Source organism: Microbulbifer marinus (genome assembly GCF_900107725.1).
Lineage (GTDB): Bacteria > Pseudomonadota > Gammaproteobacteria > Pseudomonadales > Cellvibrionaceae > Microbulbifer > Microbulbifer marinus.
The window spans coordinates 163,309-179,542 of the sequence record NZ_FNQO01000002.1; the positions used below are offsets into that span (position 1 = coordinate 163,309).

The 16,234-nt window shown below is 61.5% G+C and carries 13 protein-coding genes; 9 read left to right on the forward strand and 4 right to left on the reverse strand.

What is annotated here, in order from left to right; genetic code table 11:
* Positions 1-167 precede the first annotated feature (167 nt).
* Entirely contained in the window at positions 168-1,682 is a 1,515-nt protein-coding gene (gene ilvA / locus BLW36_RS08630) for a threonine ammonia-lyase, biosynthetic (RefSeq protein ID WP_091387313.1), read from the reverse strand.
* A gap of 235 nt (positions 1,683-1,917) precedes the next feature.
* Between ilvA and rpiA the strand changes: the two genes are divergently transcribed.
* The 3 genes from rpiA to BLW36_RS08645 all read left to right on the forward strand — a co-directional run bounded on the left by rpiA (position 1,918) and on the right by BLW36_RS08645 (position 3,804).
* On the forward strand, positions 1,918-2,592 hold the full coding sequence (gene rpiA, locus BLW36_RS08635; protein WP_091387315.1) for a ribose-5-phosphate isomerase RpiA: 675 nt from the start codon (positions 1,918-1,920) through the stop codon (positions 2,590-2,592).
* 12 nt (positions 2,593-2,604) lie between these two features.
* The gene (locus BLW36_RS08640) at positions 2,605-3,234 is read left to right on the forward strand and encodes a transglycosylase SLT domain-containing protein (RefSeq protein ID WP_091387316.1); all 630 of its coding nucleotides are present in this window, start codon (positions 2,605-2,607) and stop codon (positions 3,232-3,234) included.
* Positions 3,235-3,435: 201 nt separating this feature from the next.
* Positions 3,436-3,804: a DUF4168 domain-containing protein gene (locus tag BLW36_RS08645; protein ID WP_091387319.1), complete on the forward strand. Its 369-nt coding sequence runs from the start codon at positions 3,436-3,438 to the stop codon at positions 3,802-3,804.
* Positions 3,805-3,891: 87 nt separating this feature from the next.
* On the opposite strand, the gene BLW36_RS08650 is transcribed toward BLW36_RS08645, so the two are convergent.
* A complete protein-coding gene (locus BLW36_RS08650) occupies positions 3,892-4,203 on the reverse strand; it encodes a helix-turn-helix domain-containing protein (protein ID WP_091387321.1) in 312 nt (103 codons plus the stop codon).
* A gap of 214 nt (positions 4,204-4,417) precedes the next feature.
* Between BLW36_RS08650 and BLW36_RS08655 the strand changes: the two genes are divergently transcribed.
* Positions 4,418-5,467 carry an AraC family transcriptional regulator gene (locus tag BLW36_RS08655; RefSeq protein WP_091387323.1) on the forward strand — a complete coding sequence of 350 codons (1,050 nt, stop codon included), beginning with the start codon at positions 4,418-4,420 and terminating at the stop codon, positions 5,465-5,467.
* A gap of 76 nt (positions 5,468-5,543) precedes the next feature.
* Here the strand turns inward: BLW36_RS08655 and BLW36_RS17525 are convergent, their stop codons facing one another.
* Positions 5,544-6,806 carry an OmpA family protein gene (locus BLW36_RS17525; RefSeq protein ID WP_091387325.1) on the reverse strand — a complete coding sequence of 421 codons (1,263 nt, stop codon included), beginning with the start codon at positions 6,804-6,806 and terminating at the stop codon, positions 5,544-5,546.
* Positions 6,807-7,027: 221 nt separating this feature from the next.
* Between BLW36_RS17525 and BLW36_RS08665 the strand changes: the two genes are divergently transcribed.
* From BLW36_RS08665 to BLW36_RS08680, 4 genes are all read left to right on the forward strand, one after another.
* On the forward strand, positions 7,028-8,239 hold the full coding sequence (locus BLW36_RS08665) for an acetyl-CoA C-acetyltransferase (protein WP_091387327.1): 1,212 nt from the start codon (positions 7,028-7,030) through the stop codon (positions 8,237-8,239).
* Positions 8,240-8,252: 13 nt separating this feature from the next.
* Positions 8,253-10,406 carry a 3-hydroxyacyl-CoA dehydrogenase NAD-binding domain-containing protein gene (locus BLW36_RS08670; protein ID WP_091387329.1) on the forward strand — a complete coding sequence of 718 codons (2,154 nt, stop codon included), beginning with the start codon at positions 8,253-8,255 and terminating at the stop codon, positions 10,404-10,406.
* A 26-nt stretch (positions 10,407-10,432) separates the two neighbouring features.
* Entirely contained in the window at positions 10,433-11,578 is a 1,146-nt protein-coding gene (locus BLW36_RS08675) for an acyl-CoA dehydrogenase family protein (protein ID WP_091387331.1), read from the forward strand.
* 124 nt (positions 11,579-11,702) lie between these two features.
* Positions 11,703-12,896, forward strand: coding sequence for a CaiB/BaiF CoA transferase family protein (locus tag BLW36_RS08680; RefSeq protein WP_091387333.1), 1,194 nt, complete (start codon positions 11,703-11,705; stop codon positions 12,894-12,896).
* A 28-nt stretch (positions 12,897-12,924) separates the two neighbouring features.
* Here the strand turns inward: BLW36_RS08680 and nhaA are convergent, their stop codons facing one another.
* Complete coding sequence (gene nhaA, locus BLW36_RS08685) at positions 12,925-14,139, reverse strand: Na+/H+ antiporter NhaA (protein ID WP_091387334.1); 1,215 nt, start codon at positions 14,137-14,139, stop codon at positions 12,925-12,927.
* A 159-nt stretch (positions 14,140-14,298) separates the two neighbouring features.
* Here nhaA and BLW36_RS08690 point away from each other — a divergent pair, with 159 nt between their 5' ends.
* Positions 14,299-15,834: a cryptochrome/photolyase family protein gene (locus BLW36_RS08690; protein WP_091387336.1), complete on the forward strand. Its 1,536-nt coding sequence runs from the start codon at positions 14,299-14,301 to the stop codon at positions 15,832-15,834.
* The last annotated feature ends 400 nt before the right edge of the window (positions 15,835-16,234 follow it).

Genomic DNA, 16,234 nt, shown 5'->3' on the forward strand with positions numbered 1-16,234 from the left:
AGATACTTCAGAAGCGGTGAAATAGTAACCGGTCGGCGTCTGTTTTTTGCGAAATTTGTCGCATTTTTGCGCAAAAAAGTTAGACAAGGCCACCGCCCCGGTCTACGCGGCGGCGGAATCATCCTGACTGAGCAGACTTACCTGACGGGCCTCCTCGCGCAGACGGATCAGCTGGCGAGGAAGAAACGGTAGGCGGGGTTGTCGGTCTCGTCCCAGAACGGGAACTGCAGCTGGTCGAGCAGCTGCCTGAGCTGCTCGCGCTCGCCGGCGGGCACCTGCAGACCGGCCAGTACCCGGCCGTAGGCGGCGCCGTGGTTGCGGTAGTGGAACAGGGTGATATTCCAGCGCCCCGCCAAATGCTCCAGGAACTTGCGCAGCGCACCGGGCCGCTCGGGGAACTCGAAGCGGTAGACCACCTCGTCGGTCAGTCCCTGCGCTCGGCCGCCGACTAGATGGCGGATATGCAGCTTGGCCATCTCGTTGTCGGTCAGGTCCGTCACGCGGTAGCCGCCGGCTTCCAGCTTCTCCAGCAGCTGGCGCCGGTCCGCATCCGTCGCCACCTGCAGGCCGACAAAGATATGCGCCTCGCCACTGTTGGCGTAACGGTAGTTGAATTCGGTAATGGCACGATCACCGAGGTCGCGACAGAACTGCAGATAGCTGCCGGCGCGCTCGGGGATGGTCACCGCGAGTACCGCCTCGCGCTTCTCGCCAATTTCGGTGCGTTCACTGATGTAGCGCAGACGATCGAAGTTGGTGTTGGCGCCGCTGCAGACGGTCGCCAGCGTGGCGTTGCGGCTGTCGCCCTGCTCGATGAATTTCTTCAGTCCGGCCAGCCCGACCGCGCCGGCGGGTTCGGCGATCGAGCGGGTATCCTCGAAGATGTCCTTGATCGCCGCACAGATCTCGTCGGTGGTCACGGTGATAACGCCGTCCACCGTCTCGCGCAGTACGCGAAAGGTCTCCTCGCCGATCTGCGCCACGGCGACGCCATCGGCAAACAGCCCCACCTGCGGCAGGCGCACCCGCTCGTCGCTCTCCAGCGCCGCCTTCAGGCAGGCGGCATCTTCAGGCTCCACCGCATAGACCTTGATCTGCGGGCGCACGTATTTGATATAGGCGGCCATACCGGCGGCCAGACCGCCGCCGCCAACCGGGATAAACACCGCATCCAGGTTGCCGGTGTACTGCCGCAGCAGCTCCATCGCCACGGTGCCCTGACCGGCAATCACGTCCGGGTCGTCGTAGGGATGCACGAATACCAGATCGCGCTCCGCCACCAGCTCCCGCGCCCGCGCCGCCGCCTCGTCAAAGGTGTCGCCGTGCAACACCACTTCGGCACCGCGCATGCGTACCGCATTGACCTTGATCTGCGGCGTGGTCGTTGGCATCACAATAGTCGCACGCACCCCCAGCTGTGCCGCGCCCAGAGCCAGCCCCTGGGCGTGGTTGCCGGCAGACGCCGCGATCACGCCGCGGGCGCGCTGCTCCGCCGGCAGCTGCAACAGCTTGTTGTAGGCACCACGCACCTTGAAGGAGAACACCGGCTGCAGATCTTCACGCTTGAGCAGAATACGGTTGTTGAAGCGGTGCGACAGCTGGCGCATCGGCTCCAGCGGCGTCTCGGTGGCGACATCGTAAATGCGCGCGTCTAAAATGCGCTTGATATAGGACTTGGGCATGGCGTACTTCGGTGGCCGTAGCGGTAGCGATTGAAACCGGCGGTTAATTTCTGTGCGCGGCACCCTGTAATAGTGGCTCACTGAGCGGCTCAGTGAAATCGGCAGGACGCGCGGCACCGGACGCCAGTCTAATGCTCTACCAGCATCTTTACTACCGATTTACCGCACTCGCGCTAAATTTTCTCGCTTTTGCGGCAATTCGGCACAAATAATTGCACAGGAAACTTTCCCCAGTATGACTCAGGACGAATTGAAGCGGGCCACAGCCCGCGCCGCCGTGGACTACATCGCCCCGAAACTGGAGGCCGATTCGATCGTCGGCGTCGGCACCGGCTCCACCGCCAACTTCTTCATCGACTACCTGGCGGAGATCAAGGGCCAGTTCGACGGCACTGTGGCCAGCTCCGAGGCCTCCGCCGAGCGCCTCAAGGGCCACGGCATCCCGGTCTACGACCTGAACAGCGTCGACGGCATCCAGTTCTATATCGACGGTGCCGACGAGGCAAATCCGGCACTGCAACTGATCAAGGGCGGCGGTGCCGCGCTCACCCGGGAAAAGATAGTCGCGGCCTGTTCCGACGAGTTTGTCTGTATCGCCGATGAGAGCAAATGGGTGCCGATTCTCGGTGACTTTCCACTGCCGGTGGAAGTTATTCCGATGGCGCGCTCGCTGGTGGCGCGCGAACTGGTTAAGCTGGGCGGCGATCCGGTTTACCGTCAGGGCGTGACCACCGACAACGGCAATGTCATTCTCGATGTGCACAATCTGAAGATTACCGAACCGAAGGCACTGGAAGAGGCCATCAACAATATCACCGGCGTCGTCACCAACGGCATATTCGCCCTGCGCCCGGCCGACCTGATGTTGCTGGGCACCGCTTCCGGAGTTAAGACTTTTACCGCCGAGTGAACTGCTGTTGCCATGTCGAATAACAATAATTACCGATTGCTCGCCGCCCTGCTGATTTCTGGGTCAATTCTGACCGCGGGCTGCGCCACCAGCCCGCCGAGCAACCCCGACGATATCTGCTCGATTTTCCGCGAGAAGAAAGGCTGGTATGCGGAGGCCAAGGACGCCGAGGAAAAATGGGGCTCGCCGGTGGCCACGATGATGGCATTCATCCATCAGGAGTCCCGCTTCGTGCACGACGCGCGCCCACCGCGCACCAAGATCCTCGGCTTTATCCCGGGTCCGCGCCCTTCGGACGCCTTTGGCTATCCGCAGGCACTGGGCATGACCTGGCGTACCTACGAGCGCTCCGCCTTCAATTACGGCGCCGACCGCGACGACTTCGGCGATGCCATCGATTTTGTCGGCTGGTACAACAACACCAGCGCGCGCCAGTGCCGTATCAGATCGAACGACACCTATCACCTATACCTTGCCTATCACGAGGGACATGGTGGCTTTAACAGGCGCACCTTTAGGAATAAGTCCTGGCTGAAACAGGTGTCGAAAAAAGTATCCGCCCGCGCCCAGCGCTACCAGCAGCAGCTGAACAGCTGTGAGAGCTCGCTGCAACGACGCAAGAAATTTCTCGGGCTTTTTTAGGTCAATGAATTACCGCCAATAAAAATTCACACGACTGGCGGCAAATGGCGCAACGCGCCGCGGAAACTGACTACGCTGAGCTGACAACCCCTCACTTTTTCTCCGGCGCCGCCGGCAAAAGCATGGCGTTGGCAGCCCCTACAGGACGCTGGGTGCTCTCTCGCCGAAGCAAAAGCGTCCTCTGACCATTCGAGGTGCACAATGAAAACACCAGCTATCTGTCTCGCCGTGCTCGCCCTGTTACTGGCCTTGCCGATGGCGCAGGCCCAAACCAATGCCGGGCAGGCCACCGCACAGAAAGTCTCGTATAGTGACCCCCAGCTGCAAAAATTCGCCAACGCCTACCGCGCGATCGTCATGCTCAGCCGCGAATACGCGCCTCGAATCAAGGCCGCAGCCGACATCCAGGAAGCCGAGGAGATCAACAAGGAAGCGCAGGGCAAAATGATCGGGGCGATTGAACAGGCGGGCCTCTCAAAAGAGCAATATCAGCAGATAGCGGGCAGCCTGCAGTCCGATCCGGCGCTGCTGGAGAGAGTCAACAAGATACTGCAGCAGGGGCAACAGTAGCGGTAACAGCCCCAAAGTCGCCACGGCCCGCGCACGAGATACCGGGCCGCGGCTCTCGTCCCAGCCTATAATCCCCCCCGGGCTCCACTACTCCAGAGATACCCCCAACACCTTGCAGATCACCGACAGGTGTTTGTGCACCCAGTCGCGATCAAATGAGCCCCAGTCCCGCAACTCGTAATAGCCATCGTTGTTGCGCACCCCTTGCTGAATGAACTCCACCTGGGTGCCGTGCCCCGGCAGCCCCTTGGCGATGATGTCCTGCACCGTGCGCCGCGGCCAACCGGTGACCTCCTCCAGCGCCGGGTTATTGGGCTTCGGCAGCTGCTCGATCAGGTGGGCGATCAGCATGCGCCGGCAGATGGTCGGATTGAGCTGGTTTTCCAGAGTTGATGGCATTTGGCTTGTCCCTCGCTTGCTCCCAGTCCTTTTAACACAGCCCCGCACGCGACTCACGCCAAACCGGCCACAACAGCGGCTATCCGGCCAAACCTGACTTTCTCCGCCGCATTGCGCATAATCCTGCTTCCACATCAGCGAGCACACGCTGCAAACAGAATAATTAGTACCCTGCCCCGTACCAAATGAGGCAGGACACTGGAGGGCTGAGACAGTGGAAAGCGACATTCAGGAAAGCGGGACGGCCAAAGTCCGCGAGACAGACCACGGCATCCTCGCCGCGGTCGTGCGCGCGCAACTGGCCGGCGCTGAGGCAGCGGGTGTGGACTGCCGGCAGCTGCTGCTGGACAGCGGCATCGATCCGGCGGTGATCGACGAGCCCGACAGCCGCATCAGCCGCGAGCAGATGGCGAACCTGCTGCGCCGCGAGTGGGACCTGCTGAACGACGAGTCGGGCGGCTACCTTGCCCGTCCGTGGAAACCCGGTACTTTCGCCATGATGGGGCACGCCTGTATCAGCAGCCCGAACCTGCGCCGCGCGCTGCTGCGCTCCGGCCGCTTCGTGTCCATGGTCAGCGACGACATACATATCAAGCTGGTCGAAGATGGCGAAGAGGCGCGGCTGCTGTTTCACCACAGCAACGACAAGAACCTGCCGAACCAGATGTTCGTCGAGTCGCTGGCGCTGATCTGGCTGCGTTTCTTCAGCTGGCTGATCGATCGCACCATTTTGCTCGAACGGGTGCACCTGGCCTTCCCGCCGCCGGACTACAACGAGGACTACAGCGATATGTTCCCCTGCCGGCACTACTTCTACCAGCGCGAGACCTGCCTGGTGTTCAGCACCCGCTACCTGCAGATGCCGCTGGTGCGCGACGAACAGCAGCTGGCCGACTTCCTCGCCCGCGCCCCCGAGTGCCTGCTGGCGCAGTACAAGTCCGACCACAGCTACACCGGCCGCATCCGCCGCATGCTGCAGCAGCAGAACGCAATCGAGAACCTGTCGCTCGACGATGTCGCCGCGCGGCTGTACACCTCGCCGCAGACATTGCGCCGGCGATTGAAGGAGGAGGGCAACAGCTGGCAGGACATCAAGGATTCGGTACGCCGCGACATGGCGGTGTACCAGCTGAAGAAACAGGAAACGGCGGTGGCGGAAATCGCCGAACGCCTCGGCTTCTCCGAGCCCAGCGCTTTCAATCGCGCTTTCAAAAAATGGACCGGCCTGGCGCCGGGGGCCTACCGGGAAAAATATCGCGGCTAACGTACGCGCAAAAACTTTTCCGATAAAAAATCCCCGCAGCCGCGGGGATTTTTTCGATACTAGCTAGCCGAGTGGCCTATTCGAACGTCACCACCCGCACACTGATACGCTCGTTTTTCTGCCCATTCTCTCCGGTGCCTTCGTCGAGTACGGGTTTCGCGGAGCCCATGCCGGTCGCAGTGACACGGTTGGGATCTATACCTTTTTCCATCAGCATCTGGCGCACTTTGTCGGCGCGCCGTTGCGAGAGTTCCTGATTCGCCATCGCGTCGCCATTGCCGGAAGTGTGCCCTTCGACGGCGATGGAGAGCCCCGGGTTTTCCTTCAGGATTTTTGCCAGCGCCTCGACCTCCGGCACCGATGAACTGGTGACTTCGGCACTGTCTGCGGCGAACTCAATGTTCAGCGGGAATTCGCGATTCGGATCCCGCGCAGAATTGGTCAGGTACTCGCGGAAACTACCGGCGAAACCCGCGTCCGCATCGGAGGTCGACTCCGCAGTGGCCGGTTCCGCAGTAGTCTGTGTATCGCTGGCAGAATCGGGAGGTAGCGCCGCGCCATTGGGCGTTTCTTCGATAATGACCGACTCCTCTTCCAGCAGCACCTCACCGGGCTTGCTGTCCACCTCCTGTTTCTGCGCACACATGTTCAGCGCATAGAGCCCGGCCAGTGCAATCAGCAACGGCCAGAACCACTTGCCGAAGCCACCGCGTTTTTTCGCCGGAGCGTGGTGCAGTGCCTGCGGGCGCGGTTCCTGTGGCTGTGCATGCCCATGGGTGACCAGCGCGCTGCCGAGATCGCCGAAACCGGACACGCCCAGCTCGTCCAGCAGACCATCGGGCAGTTTGCCCTGGATATGCTCCTTCTGCCCGAGCAACAACGCGGCCAGTTTGGATACATCCAGTCGCTCGCTGTTGACCAGGCGGCTCAGCAACGACACCAGTACCGGCGCCGCCACCTTGAGCAGACCGCGGCCGTTGCCACTGCTGCCACCGATGGCGCCAGACACCAGATCGCCGACACTGCCGACTTTGCTGCCGAAAATCACCTCAAGCATTTTGGCGCCGCTTTGCTGCACGCTGCTAATCTGCTCGGGATCCCTGAAGGTGTCGCCGATCGACGAGAAATCCAGGTCGCTACTGTCGGAAACCATTTTGTACAGGCTCGCCATGCCGGTCTTGCTGCTGCCCTTGTTCAGCATGCCTGCAATCACGGTGGCCAGCCCGGTATTCACTGCGGACTCGGCGCGGTCTGCCGGCAGGCCGAGTGCGCCGGTGAGTGCGTCGATTCCGGAAGAGCCGAGCTTGCGCACCGCCATGTCCAATAGATTGTCCGCCATAGCAAGACCTCGTCGCTTAATACCTCTAAACGTCTCCCATGAGTGTATGGCAGCTAATTCACCTGATTAGTCTGATTCTGAATAACCAGCGATGGGATGCCGCCAGTGTCTTTATGGTCACCCACTGTCGCCGGCGTCATCGTCGGTGGCGTCTTTCATCATTGCACCAATCAGCGCTGCAACTAAGGTTATAGCCACGAAATAATAAAGAGGCCTGAACCGTGCCCAACGAAGCTTATATCTACGACGCCATCCGCACGCCCCGGGGCAAAGGCAAGCCCGGCGGCGCCCTTTACGAAGTCAAACCGGTCACGCTGCTGGCCGACCTGCTGCGCGAACTACAGCGGCGCACGCAACTGGACACGCAGCGAGTCGATGACGTGGTCATGGGCTGCGTGACGCCGATCGGCGACCAGGGCGCCGATATCGCCAAGACCGCCGCCCTGGTCGCGGACTGGGACTGGGATATCGGCGGTGTCACTCTGAACCGCTTTTGCGCCTCCGGCGCCTCGGCGGTCAATTTCGCCGCCGCCAAGGTGCGCTCCGGCTGGGAACAGCTGGTGGTAGCCGGCGGCGTGGAGTCCATGTCGCGGGTACCGATGGGCAGCGACGGCGGCGCCTGGGCCGCGGATCCGCGCACTGCGATGGACACCGGGTTCGCCCCGCAGGGCATCGGCGCCGACCTGATCGCCACGCTCGGCGGCTTCAGCCGCGAGGATGTGGACGCCTTCGCACTGGAATCCCAGAAGAAGGCGGCCGCCGCCTGGGCGCGCGGCGCCTTCGCCAAATCCGTCGTGCCGGTGCGCGATCAGAACGGCCTGCTGATCCTCGACAGCGATCAGCTGGTGCGCCCGGATACCTCGATGGAAGGGCTCGGGCAACTGAAGCCGTCCTTCGCCGGCCTCGGTGAGCTGGGTTTCGACAGCGTGGCCCGCGCCCGCTACCCGCAGGTGGAGCGCATCAACCACGTGCACACCGCCGGCAACTCCTCCGGTATCGTCGACGGCGCCGCCGCGCTGCTGATCGGCAGTGAACAGGCCGGACGCGATCTCGGCATAGCGCCGCGCGCACGCATCGTCTCCGCCGCGGTAGTCGGTAGTGATCCCACCATCATGCTCACCGGCCCGGCGCCGGCCACGCGCAAGGCACTGAAGGCCGCCGGCCTGAGCGCGCAGGAAATCGACCTGTACGAGGTCAACGAGGCGTTCGCCGCGGTGGTCATGCGCTTCCAGCGCGAGCTGGATATCGACCCGCAGAAAATCAACGTCAACGGCGGCTCCATCGCCATGGGCCACCCGCTCGGCGCCACCGGCGCCATGCTGATCGGCACGGTGCTGGACGAGCTGGAACAGCGCGGCCAGCGCTACGGCCTCGTCACCCTGTGTGTCGGCGGCGGCATGGGTGTGGCAACCATTATCGAACGTCTGGGTTAAGGGGGATAACAAGATGAAATCCATTCGCCTGGAAAAAGACAGCGACAACATCATCCACCTGATTCTGGACAACCCCAACGCATCCGCCAATGTGATGGACCGGGATTTTTCCGTGTCACTGCGCGAGGCCGCCGAGCGCCTGAAGAAAGACGACTATGTCGGCATTATCGTGCGCTCGGCCAAGAAGACCTTTTTTGCCGGTGGCGACCTCAACTGGCTCTACTCCGCCGACCGCGAAGAGGCCGCAGAATTTTTTGCCTACTGCGAGGCTCTGAAGGCGGAACTGCGCTGGCTGGAGTCCCACGGCAAACCGGTGGTGGCGGCGATCAACGGCGCCGCCCTCGGCGGCGGCTGGGAGCTGGCACTGAGCTGCCACCACCGCATCGCCATCGACAGTCCGGCGGTAAAGATCGGCCTGCCGGAAGTCACCCTCGGCCTGCTGCCCGGCGGCGGCGGCTGCGTGCGCATGCCGCGCCTGCTCGGTATCCAGAATGCGCTGCCGTATCTGCTCGAAGGCAAGCAGGTGGGCCCGCAACAGGCGCTGGAGGCGGGCCTGATTCACCAGACCGCAAAGAACGCCGACGAGCTGCTCGACCACGCCCGCGCCTTTGTGCTCGCCAATGCCGATACCGAAATCCAGCAGCCGTGGGATCAGCCCGGCTACCGCATGCCCGGCGGCGATGCCAGGAATCCGAAGAACGCGCAGCTGCTGGTCGTCGCGCCGGCGATGCTGCAGCAGAAAACCAAGGGCTGCCTGCCGGCACCTGAAGCCATCCTCGCCACCGTGATCGAGGGCTCCCAGGTGGACTTCGATACCGCCAGCCGCATCGAGTCGCGCTACTTCGTCGAACTGACCTGTGGTCAGGTGGCGAAGAACATGATCGGCACTCTGTGGTTCGGCCTCAACGCGATCAAGTCTGGCGCCTCGCTGCCGGAAGCGGCGCGCAATATCGACACCGCGCCGCTCAGGAAAATCGGTATTCTCGGCGCCGGCATGATGGGTGCGGGCATCGCCTACGCCTGCGCGAGCAAGGGCCTCGACGTGGTGCTCAAGGATGTCTCGCTGGAGGCCGCCGAGAAGGGCAAGGGCTACGCGGAGAAATCCCTGCAGAAACGCCTGCAGCGTGGGCGCACGGACGAGTCCCGCATGCAGGCGACGCTGTCGCGCATCCAGCCAACCGACAGTGCCGCCGACCTGGAAGACTGTGAACTGGTCATCGAGGCGGTGTTCGAGGATCGCGAGCTGAAGGCCAAAGTCACGGCAGAGGCCGAGGAACAGCTCCCCGAGAGCGCGGTCTTCGCTTCCAACACCTCGACGCTGCCGATCACCGGCCTCGCCAAGGCCTCAAAGCGGCCGCGCAATTTTATCGGCCTGCACTTCTTCTCGCCGGCCGACAAGATGCCGCTGGTGGAAATTATCTGCGGTGAGCAGACCAGCGACGAAACCCTCGCCCGCGCCTTCGCGTTTGTACTGCAGATCGGCAAGACGCCGATCGTCGTCAACGACAGCCGCGGTTTTTTCACCTCGCGGGTATTCGGCTGCTTTACCAACGAGGGTATCGCCATGCTCGGCGAGGGCGTCATTCCGGCCACCATCGAAAGTGCCGCGGCCCTGGCCGGTTTCCCGGTCGGGCCGCTGGCGGTGAGCGACGAAGTATCGCTGACACTGATGGGCAAGATCCGCCAGCAGACCATCAACGACCTGCAGCGCGAGGGCAAACAGGCACCATCGCACCCGGCGGACAAGGTGATCGACCATATGCTGGAACTGGGCCGCGCCGGCAAGGCCGCCGGTGGCGGTTTCTATAGCTACCCGGAAAATGACAAGAAGCACCTGTGGCAGGGGCTGGCGAAAGAATTCCCCGCAGGCGAACAACCGCCGCTCGAGGATGTGAAGGAACGGTTGTTGTTTATCATGGCCATCGAAACGCTGCGCTGCTATGAAGAGCAGGTGCTGCGCAGCGTGCGCGATGCCAATATCGGCTCGATCTTCGGCATCGGTTTCCCGCCGTGGACCGGCGGTGCGCTGCAGTACATCAACCAGTACGGCCCGGCGGCCTTCGCCCAACGCGCGCGGGAGCTGGCCGAACACTACGGCGAGCGCTTCGCGCCACCCAAGACACTGACGCAGATGGCTGAGACCAACCTGCCCCTGACTGATCAATAATACGAATAATATTGCGGAGAAAAGCGATGATCCCGAGAACAGTCTTTAACGAAGATCACGAACAGTTTCGCGACACGGTGCGCAAATTCCTCGAAAACGAAGCCGCGCCCCATCACCACCAGTGGGAGAAGGACGGCCAGGTCGACCGGGAACTGTGGACCAAGGCCGGCCAGATGGGCTTCCTGTGCCCGCAGATCCCGGAGGAATACGGCGGCCTCGGCCTCGACTTCGGCTACAACGCGGTAATCGACGAGGAGATATCCCGCCTCGGCCTCACCGGCATCGGCTGGGGGCTGCACTCGGATATCGCCGTGCCGTACATCGTCAACTACGGCAGTGAAGAGCAGAAACAGAAATACCTGCCCAAGTGCATCAGCGGCGAGATCATCACCGCCATCGCGATGACCGAGCCGGGTACCGGTTCCGACCTGCAGAATGTGCGCACCACCGCGATCAAGAACGGCGACCATTATGTGCTGAACGGTTCCAAGACCTTTATTACCAACGGCCAGATGGCCGACCTGGTAATCGTCGTGGCGAAGACCAACCCGGACGAAGGCGCCACCGGCGTCAGCCTGCTGCTGGTGGAGACCGATCTCCCCGGCTTCAAGAAGGGTACCAACCTGGAAAAGGTCGGCATGAAGGCCCAGGACACCTCCGAGCTGTTCTTCGACGACGTCAAGGTGCCGGCGGAAAACCTGCTCGGCGGCGAGGGCCAGGGCTTTATCTACCTGATGCAGGAGCTGGCGCAGGAACGCCTCGGCGTCGCCATCGGCGCCATCGCCAACGCCGCAGCCGGTCTGCAGTGGACCGTCGACTATGTGCGCGAGCGCAAGGCCTTCGGCAAACCCATCGCCGCCTTCCAGAATACCCAGTTCAAACTGGCGGAACTGGACAGCGAACTCAGCGCGCTGCGCGTATTCATCGACCGCTGCCTGGAACTGCACTACGAGAAAAAGCTCGACGCCGGCACCGCCGCCAAGGCCAAGCTGCTGGCCACCGACTTCCAGTGCAAGCTGCTCGACGAGTGCGTACAGCTGCACGGCGGCTACGGCTATATGTGGGAATACCCGATCGCCCGCGCCTGGGCCGATGCGCGCGTGCAGCGCATCTACGCCGGCACCAACGAAATCATGAAGCTGATCATTTCCCGCGAGCTGCTGAGGGATTAACAGGTCTCCGAAACCGCTCATTCGTCGTTCCGGCGCAGGCCGGAATCCAGATACCTGCAACTGGATACCGGCCTGCGCCGGTATGACGAGTGACAAAAAATATCGCCGTCACTGAAGACAATCTATGAATCACGTTAACGGGCCGCTCAAGGGACTGAAAGTCCTCGACTTCTCCACCCTGCTCCCGGGCCCCTACGCCACCATGCTGCTGGCGGATATGGGCGCGGAGGTACTGCGGATCGAATCCCCCACGCGCCCCGATATGTTGCGCGGCCTGCCGCCGATGGTCGGCGGCGAGCAACCGGTATCCGCCGCTCACGCCACCATCAACCGCAACAAACAATCCCTGGCGCTGGACCTGAAAGACCCACAGGCCAAGCAGATAGTGCGGCGCCTGCTGGTGGAGTACGACATCGTCGTCGAACAGTTCCGCCCCGGTGTGATGAATAAACTCGGCCTCGGCTACGAATCCCTGCGCAAAGCGCGCAAGGATCTTATCTACTGTTCCATCACCGGCTACGGCCAGACGGGCCCGCTCAAGCAGCGCGCCGGCCACGATATCAATTACCTGGCGCTGGCCGGCCTCGCCAGCTATTCCGGCCGCGAGGCCAGCGGCCCGAGCCTCAGCGGCACCCAGATCGCCGATATCGCCGGCGGTTCGCACCACGCGGTGATGGGCATTCTCGCCGCCGTGTATCAGCGCCAGCAGAGCGGCAAGGGCAGCCATATCGATATCAGCATGACCGACTGCGCCTTCGCGCTGAACGCCATCTGCGGAGCCAATGCACTCGCCGGCGCCGGCGATCCGATGCCGGAGCAGGAACTGCTGAATGGCGGCAGCTATTACGATTACTACCGCACCGCCGACAACCGCTACCTGTCTGTCGGCAGCCTGGAACCACAGTTCGCAGAACAGTTCTTCAACGCCATCGGCCACCCGGAGTGGCTGCAGCGGATACTGCAGGCGGACGAACAGGAACCCCTCAAGCGGGATATCGCCGAGGCCATTGCCATGGCCAACTTGGATGACTGGATGCGCGTGTTTGAGGCGTGTGATGCCTGCGTGGAACCGGTACTGAACTTCTCCGAGGCCAGTGAGAGTGCGCTGATCGAGGAGCGGCAGATGCAGTGTGAGGCAGTGCTGGCGAACGGCGACACGCAGCAGCAGATCAACTCACCGCTGACGTTTGACGGCAACAAGCCGCGGCGACATACCGCCGGCGTACCTCTCGGCCAACACACCCACGCACTGCTCAACGCGCTCGGCTATACGCAGGAGGAAATTGAGCAGATGCAGGCGCAGGGCGTCATTGCCTGACGACACCGGTACATCCGCGGCACGCCGATCAGCCATTGTCCCCCGCGCCGCCCTGCCGGCCGGCGCGCTCACGCAGCGCAAAGCGCAGCACACCATAGCCGACGACGCCGGACAGGATCGAGCCGAACAGAATACCCACCCGCTCGTCGAAGAAGCGATCGACACCGGTTTCCTCAAACGCCAGCGAGCCGATAAACAGACTCATCGTGAAACCGATACCGCACAGCACGGCGATGCCGTACAGGACCAGCCAGGACATATCCTGCGGCAGCTTCACGAGCCCGAGGCGCACGCCCAGCCAGCACAGGGAAAAGATGCCGATCTGGTTGCCGACAAACAGGCCCAGCGCAATACCCAGCGGCACACCGTGCAGGAAATAGCCCTTGTCCATATTGCCGAAATCCACGCCGGCATTGGCAAACGCGAACAATGGCAGTATCACGAAGGTGACCGTCGGAAGCAGCTCATGCTCGAGCTTTTTCAATGGCGAAAACTCCGGGTCGCGCCGCGTGTACATCGGAATAAACAGCGCCAGTACCACCCCCGCCAGGGTTGCGTGTACACCGCTTTTCAGCAGCGACGCCCACATCACCAGCCCGACGACGAAATAGGCGCGGCGATGCTCGACGCCGGCCACTTTCATAATCGTCAACACGCACACGCAGCCCGCCGCCATCGACAGCGCAAACAGTGAAATATTGTCGGTGTAGAAGAAGGCGATGATCAGGATGGCGCCGATATCATCGAAGATGGCCAGAGAGGTCAGGAACACCTTGGCCGAGCGCGGCACGCGGGAACCGAGCAGCGACAGCACACCCAGCGCAAAGGCGATGTCCGTCGCCGCGGGGATCGCCCAGCCTTTTAACGCTTCCGGATCATCCCAGTTGAACGCGACATAGATCAGCGCCGGCACCATCATGCCACCGATCGCACCCACCCCCGGCAGGATCACCTGGGAACGCTCCGACAGCTCGCCCTCGATCAGCTCGCGCTTCAGCTCCAGGCCGATCAGGAAGAAGAACACCGCCATCAGGCCATCGTTGATCCACAGCAGCAGCGGCTTGTCGATCGAGAAGTCGCCGACGCTGATTTCTACCGGCGTCTGCAGCAACAGCGCGTAGATACGCTCCAGCGGCGAATTGGCCATCAGCAGCGCCAGCGCCGCCGCCAGAATCAGCAGAATCCCGCCGGCGGCCTCCAGCTGGAAAAAGCGGCGTATAAAACTCTCATCCGGTTCCGGCATAGCCTCTCCCCGATTCATCTTGGTGTTCCCTTCTTACGATAGCTCCTCAACTTCGGCTCACGGTCCCACGCCCTGCCTTCATCGCGGCTGGACTAGGCTGTGCATAACCGGCTGAATCCGCGGCGGCGCAAGCGACGCCCATGCAACAGGTGGTCACACGTGAAAACCCTGCGCCTGGTCCTGGGCGACCAGCTCAACCACAAGCACTCCTGGTACCGCGATGACGACAAGGACACCGTCTATTTCATCGCCGAGATGCGCCAGGAGACCGACTACGTCAAACACCATATCCAGAAGGTGGTGGCCTTCTTCGAGGCCATGGCCGGCTTCGCCGACTGGCTGCGCGATCGCGGCAAAAACGTGATCCACTGGCGGCTCGATGACGCGGAAAACACCCAGCACCTCGGCAAGAACATCGGCAGGCTCGTGCAGCAGCACGGCATCGAAAAGTTCGAGTACCAGCTGCCGGACGAATACCGGCTGGATGAACAACTCAGGCAACTGGCCGACGACCTCAGCATCGACACCGAGGCCTTCGACAGCGAACACTTCCTCACCGGCCGCGGCGAACTGGCGGAATTCTTCGACGGCAAACAGTCACTGCTGATGGAGAGTTTCTATCGCCATATGCGCAGGAAACACGACATCCTGATGACTAAGGACGGCAAGCCTGAAGGCGGCCAGTGGAACTTCGACCAGAGCAACCGCAACAAGTGGAAGGGCCAGCCGGAAATTCCTCGTGAAAAAGGTTTCCGCAAGGATGTTCGCGATACCGTCAAGCGCATTGAGGAGGCCGGCGTAAAGACCTTCGGCGACATAGACCCGCAACACTTCAACTGGCCCACCAGCCGCGCAGACTGCCTGAAAGTGCTGCGCTACTTCTGCGACGAGCTACTGGTGCACTTCGGCGATTACCAGGACGCGATGGATCCGGACGAAATCTACCTGTTCCACAGCCGCCTCAGTTTCGCGATGAACAGCAAGCTGCTGCACCCGCGGGAAGTAATCGATGCGGTGATCGAACACTGGCAGAACAATCGCAAGAACATCTCGATCAACGAGGTGGAAGGCTTCGTACGGCAGATCCTCGGCTGGCGGGAGTATATGCGCGGTATCTACTGGAAAGAGATGCCCGGCTACCGCCGCTGCAACCGCCTCGACAACCAGAAAGACCTGCCGGACTTCTACTGGACCGCAGACACCAAGATGAACTGCCTGCACCACGCAATCAAAAACAGCCTGGAGCACGCCTATGCCCACCATATCCAGCGGCTGATGATCACCGGCAACTTTGCCCTGCTGGCCCAGGTGCACCCGGATCAGGTGGATGCCTGGTACCTGGGTATTTATATCGACGCGATCGAATGGGTGGAGATCACCAACACCCGCGGCATGAGCCAGTTCGCCGACGGCGGCCTGGTCGCCACCAAGCCGTATATCAGCAGCGGCAGTTACATCAACAAGATGAGCAATTACTGCGGGGGCTGCCGCTACAAGATCAAGGAAAAGACCGGCGACGACGCCTGCCCGTTCAACAGCCTCTACTGGAACTTTCTCGCCGACAAGCGCGAGCACTTCGACGGCAACCAGCGCATGGCGATGATACTGAGCCAGCTGGACAAGATGGATGCTGCGGAGCTCAAGGCTTTGCGAGCGCGGGCGAAGGAAATAACCCTTGATCCTGATAATTTTTAACTAGTACATCGACTACCTGACCAGCAACAAACGCAACATTTCTATCAGTCGGCGCGGAAAGCCATACGGCGCAGACTCTCCGTTAGCGAACGCCTATCTCACTACCGACAAAGCCTGAAGCAAACCTACGCCAATCATATCCTGGGATGATAACCAGCAGATCTGCTCCTCTTACCCCACCGGGTTCACTTATAGCGGGCGACTTAAAAACGCTGCTCGACTCTCTATCAGCCAATTATCTTGAAGCTAAAGATCAATTACGACGCGACATTAAATTTTTGCCAGAGCATCAATAGCGCCCACAAAATCAGCATGCGGATCCACCAGCAATTTCAGACAAGCAAAATTCCATAAATCACAATTTGCTCAGCTAAATCGATTATTTTTCTGTAGTGTATCC